We start from the raw sequence: 3,268 nt of genomic DNA, 5'->3' as shown, positions 1-3,268 counted from the left end.
GGCCCGCTGATGACCAATGACCACACCGAAGCCGACCGCACCACCGCCGCGATCGACGTCCAGGACCTCCACAAGTACTTCGGCGCCAACGAGGTGCTCAAGGGCATCGACTTCCACGTCGCCACCGGTCAGGTCGTCTGCGTCATCGGGCCGTCCGGCTCCGGCAAGTCGACCCTGCTGCGCTGCGTCAACATGCTGGAGACGCCCACCAGCGGCAAGATCTACGTCGCGGGCGACGAGATCACCGATCCCGACGCCGACATCGACAGGCTCCGCTCACGCATCGGCATGGTCTTCCAGCAGTTCAACCTGTTCCCGCACATGACGGTGCTGCGCAACCTCACCATCTCGCAGCAGAAGGTGAAGGGGCGCACGAAGGCCGAGGCGGTCGAGGTGGCCCGCAAGAACCTGGAGAAGGTCGGCCTCGCGGACCGCGAGGACGCCTACCCGGCACACCTCTCCGGCGGGCAGCAGCAGCGTGTGGCCATCGCCCGGGCGCTCTCGATGGATCCCGACATGATCATGTTCGACGAGCCGACGTCGGCGCTCGACCCCGAGCTGGTGGGCGACGTGCTCGCCGTGATGAAGGACCTGGCCTCCGAGGGCATGACGATGATGGTCGTCACCCACGAGATGGGCTTCGCCCGCGAGGTCGGCAACAAGCTGGTCTTCATGGACGACGGCATCATCGTCGAGGAGGGCGACCCCCGCGAGGTGCTGGGCAACCCCCAGCACGAGCGCACCCAGACGTTCCTCTCCAAGGTGCTCTGAGCCTCACCTCAGCCACCCGCGAGCGGAGCCGGTGATCGCGGCCGTCAGGTCCGCCATCAGCGGCGACTCCAGGCGCCAGTGCTGCCAGAACAGCGGGACGTCGCTGTGCCGCCCCGGCACCACCTCCACGAGGCCGCCGCGGTCGAGGTCGGCCCGGACCTGCACCTCCGGGATCATCCCCCACCCCATGCCGCGGCGTACGGCGTTGTCGAACTCGCCGACGGACGGGATCCACGTCACCGGCGGCGTCAGGTGTCGACGCGTCACCTTGCGCAGGAAGTCGTGCTGCTGGGTGTCGTTGCGGTCGAAGGCGATGACCGGCGCTCGCCCCAGCGCCACGGAGACCGGACCGTCCGGGAGATGGGCCGCCATCCAGTCCGGGGTGGCGACCGCGCGGTAGCGCATCGAGCCGAGGCGCACCACGCGACAGCCGGGCACCGGCCTGGGGTCAGAGGTCACGGCCGCCATCACGTCGCCGCGGCGCAGCCGTTCGGTCGTGCGGGACTGGTCCTCGCGGACGATCTCGAAGGTCACCCGGTGCGCCGACTGGACCTCGACGAGGGCGTCGATCAGCCAGGTGTAGAGGGCGTCGGCGTTGACGGCGATAGGCACCGCCACGAACGGGTCGTCCTCGCCGGGCTCCTCACCCTCGAGCAGCTCCGCCACCGCCTCGCGCTCCAGCAGCTCCGTCTGGGCGGCCAGTCGGACCAGGACGTGGCCGGCTTCGGTGGCCTCCAGCGGCTTGACCCGGTGCACCAGCACCCGACCCACGTGCGTCTCGAGGGCCTTGATCCGCTGGCTCACCGCGGACGGTGTGACGTGGAGGGCGCGGGCCGTGGCCTCGAAGGTCCCGAGCCTGACAGCGGTGGCCAGTGTGCGCAGGGCCACAGGATCGATCTGGGTGACGTCTTTCATAATTAGAGAGTCTAATGATTCCTCAATATACTTCGCTGGATTGAAGACGCGTTCGGGCCTACCGTTCTGAGCATGTTGAGCATCTTCGTTACCGGTGTGGTCACCGGCTTCGCCCTGATCGTGGCCGTCGGCGCGCAGAACGCGTTCGTCCTCCGACAGGGCATCCGCGGTGAGCACGTGCTGCCCGTGATCCTCGTGTGCATGGTCTCGGACCTGTTCGCCGTCACCATCGGCGTGGCCGGCTTCGGTGTCGTCCTCGAGCGCTGGCCGGCGGTCCTGCCGGTCGCGCAGATCGGCGGGGGGCTCTACCTCCTCGCCTTCGGCGTCCAGTCAGCGTTGCGCGCCTGGCGCCCGGCGGCCCTCGACGCGGAGGGCGGCACCAAGATGACCGCGCGTCGCGCGGTGCTGCTCACCTTGGCCCTGACCTGGCTCAACCCGCACTTCTACCTCGACGCGATCCTGATGCTCGGCACCGTCGCCAACAGCTTCGGCGACCAGCGCTGGTGGTTCTGCGCGGGCGCACTGACGGCCAGCGCAGCGTGGTTCCCGACCCTGGGCTTCGGAGCCCGTGCCCTGCGTGGCGTGTTCGCCAAGCCGTCGGCGTGGCGAGTCCTGGACTCCGCCATCGCGGTGCTCATGGGCGCCCTGGGCGTCGGACTGCTGGTGCACTGACCTCGTCTCAGCCCGACGCGAAGGCGAGGCCCCTGTCGACAAGTGCGTCGCGCAGGCGGTCGATCGCGATCGGGCCCACGCCATGCAGGGCGGCGAGCTCGGCCTCCGTCAGCGCGGCGACCTGCTCGAGGGTCGTGATCTCGGCCGCGCGCAGGGCCCGGGTCGCGGGCGCGCCGAGCCTGGGCAGCCTGGTGCCCTCCGGGTGCGGGCTGCGCTCCCGCGGCGCCGGCAGTCCGGCATCGACGACGGCCTGCCCGCGGGGCGACAGCAGGTAGCCGATGTCGAGCGACTCGGTCAGGCCGAGCTCCTTGAGCTTGCGGACGTCCTTCTTGAAGTCGGCCGTCTCCCGACCGACCTGCGCGGCCAGGTCAGGGGCCCGCACGGTCGGGTTGAGGTCGATCAGCTCCAGGGTCTGGCGGGTCCAGGCGCCGTACGCCGCAGCCTTGTCCAACCTCGCCAGCCGGGCGTCGATCTGCGCGATCTCGGACGCGTCGGGGACCTGTTCGCGCAGCGCCTCGCGCGGATCGGGGCCGACGTAGGCCAGACCGATGCGCCACGCGGGGTCGCCCGGCCGCGCGGCCAGTGCCTGCTTGAGCGCCGCGAGCGAGGCCGCGCCCGCTCGCCGGGCGTCCTCGACAGTGATCCGGCCGGCCCTGTCGACCGACGAGACCTCCACGAGTCCCACCGCCGTACGCATCCTGGTCCCCGCCACCACCCGCGGCCTGGCCCAGCGACGGAACGCGAGATCGACGGTGCCGGCCTTGATCGCGGCGAGCTCCGCGGGACGGATCATCATGGCGACCAGCCTGCCAGATCCGCCCCTTTCCACCCCCCTCGTAGGGTCGGGGCATGCCATCCCTGCGGGCACGTCTGGGTCACGAGTTGTTCCGGCGCGTCGCAGGTCCGGACG

4 protein-coding genes are annotated in these 3,268 nt (G+C 70.4%); 2 read left to right on the top strand and 2 right to left on the bottom strand.

The features are described from left to right. The first annotated feature begins 9 nt into the window (after positions 1–9). A complete protein-coding gene (locus RMO85_RS11570; RefSeq protein ID WP_310528875.1) occupies positions 10–771 on the top strand; it encodes an amino acid ABC transporter ATP-binding protein in 762 nt (253 codons plus the stop codon). 3 nt (positions 772–774) lie between these two features. On the opposite strand, the gene RMO85_RS11565 is transcribed toward RMO85_RS11570, so the two are convergent. Next, positions 775–1,686, bottom strand: coding sequence for a LysR family transcriptional regulator ArgP (locus tag RMO85_RS11565; protein WP_310528874.1), 912 nt, complete (start codon positions 1,684–1,686; stop codon positions 775–777). 72 nt (positions 1,687–1,758) lie between these two features. Between RMO85_RS11565 and RMO85_RS11560 the strand changes: the two genes are divergently transcribed. After that, entirely contained in the window at positions 1,759–2,358 is a 600-nt protein-coding gene (locus tag RMO85_RS11560) for a LysE/ArgO family amino acid transporter (protein ID WP_310528873.1), read from the top strand. Positions 2,359–2,365: 7 nt separating this feature from the next. Here RMO85_RS11560 and RMO85_RS11555 read toward each other — a convergent pair whose 3' ends face one another. Continuing rightward, the gene (locus RMO85_RS11555; RefSeq protein WP_310528872.1) at positions 2,366–3,154 is read right to left on the bottom strand and encodes a hypothetical protein; all 789 of its coding nucleotides are present in this window, start codon (positions 3,152–3,154) and stop codon (positions 2,366–2,368) included. Between the last annotated feature and the right edge of the window lie 114 nt (positions 3,155–3,268).

The sequence above is a fragment of the Nocardioides sp. genome (assembly GCF_031422975.1).
Classification (GTDB): domain Bacteria; phylum Actinomycetota; class Actinomycetes; order Propionibacteriales; family Nocardioidaceae; genus Nocardioides.
The sequence above is the reverse complement of the archived record's forward strand: the minus strand, read 5'-3'. Positions and strand labels throughout refer to the sequence as shown.

Coding starts and splice junctions, on each gene's coding strand:
- RMO85_RS11570 (WP_310528875.1), top strand. CDS start 10: ATGACCAATGACCACACCGAAGCCGACCGCACCACCGCCGCGATCGAC.
- RMO85_RS11565 (WP_310528874.1), bottom strand. CDS start 1,686: ATGAAAGACGTCACCCAGATCGATCCTGTGGCCCTGCGCACACTGGCC.
- RMO85_RS11560 (WP_310528873.1), top strand. CDS start 1,759: ATGTTGAGCATCTTCGTTACCGGTGTGGTCACCGGCTTCGCCCTGATC.
- RMO85_RS11555 (WP_310528872.1), bottom strand. CDS start 3,154: ATGATGATCCGTCCCGCGGAGCTCGCCGCGATCAAGGCCGGCACCGTC.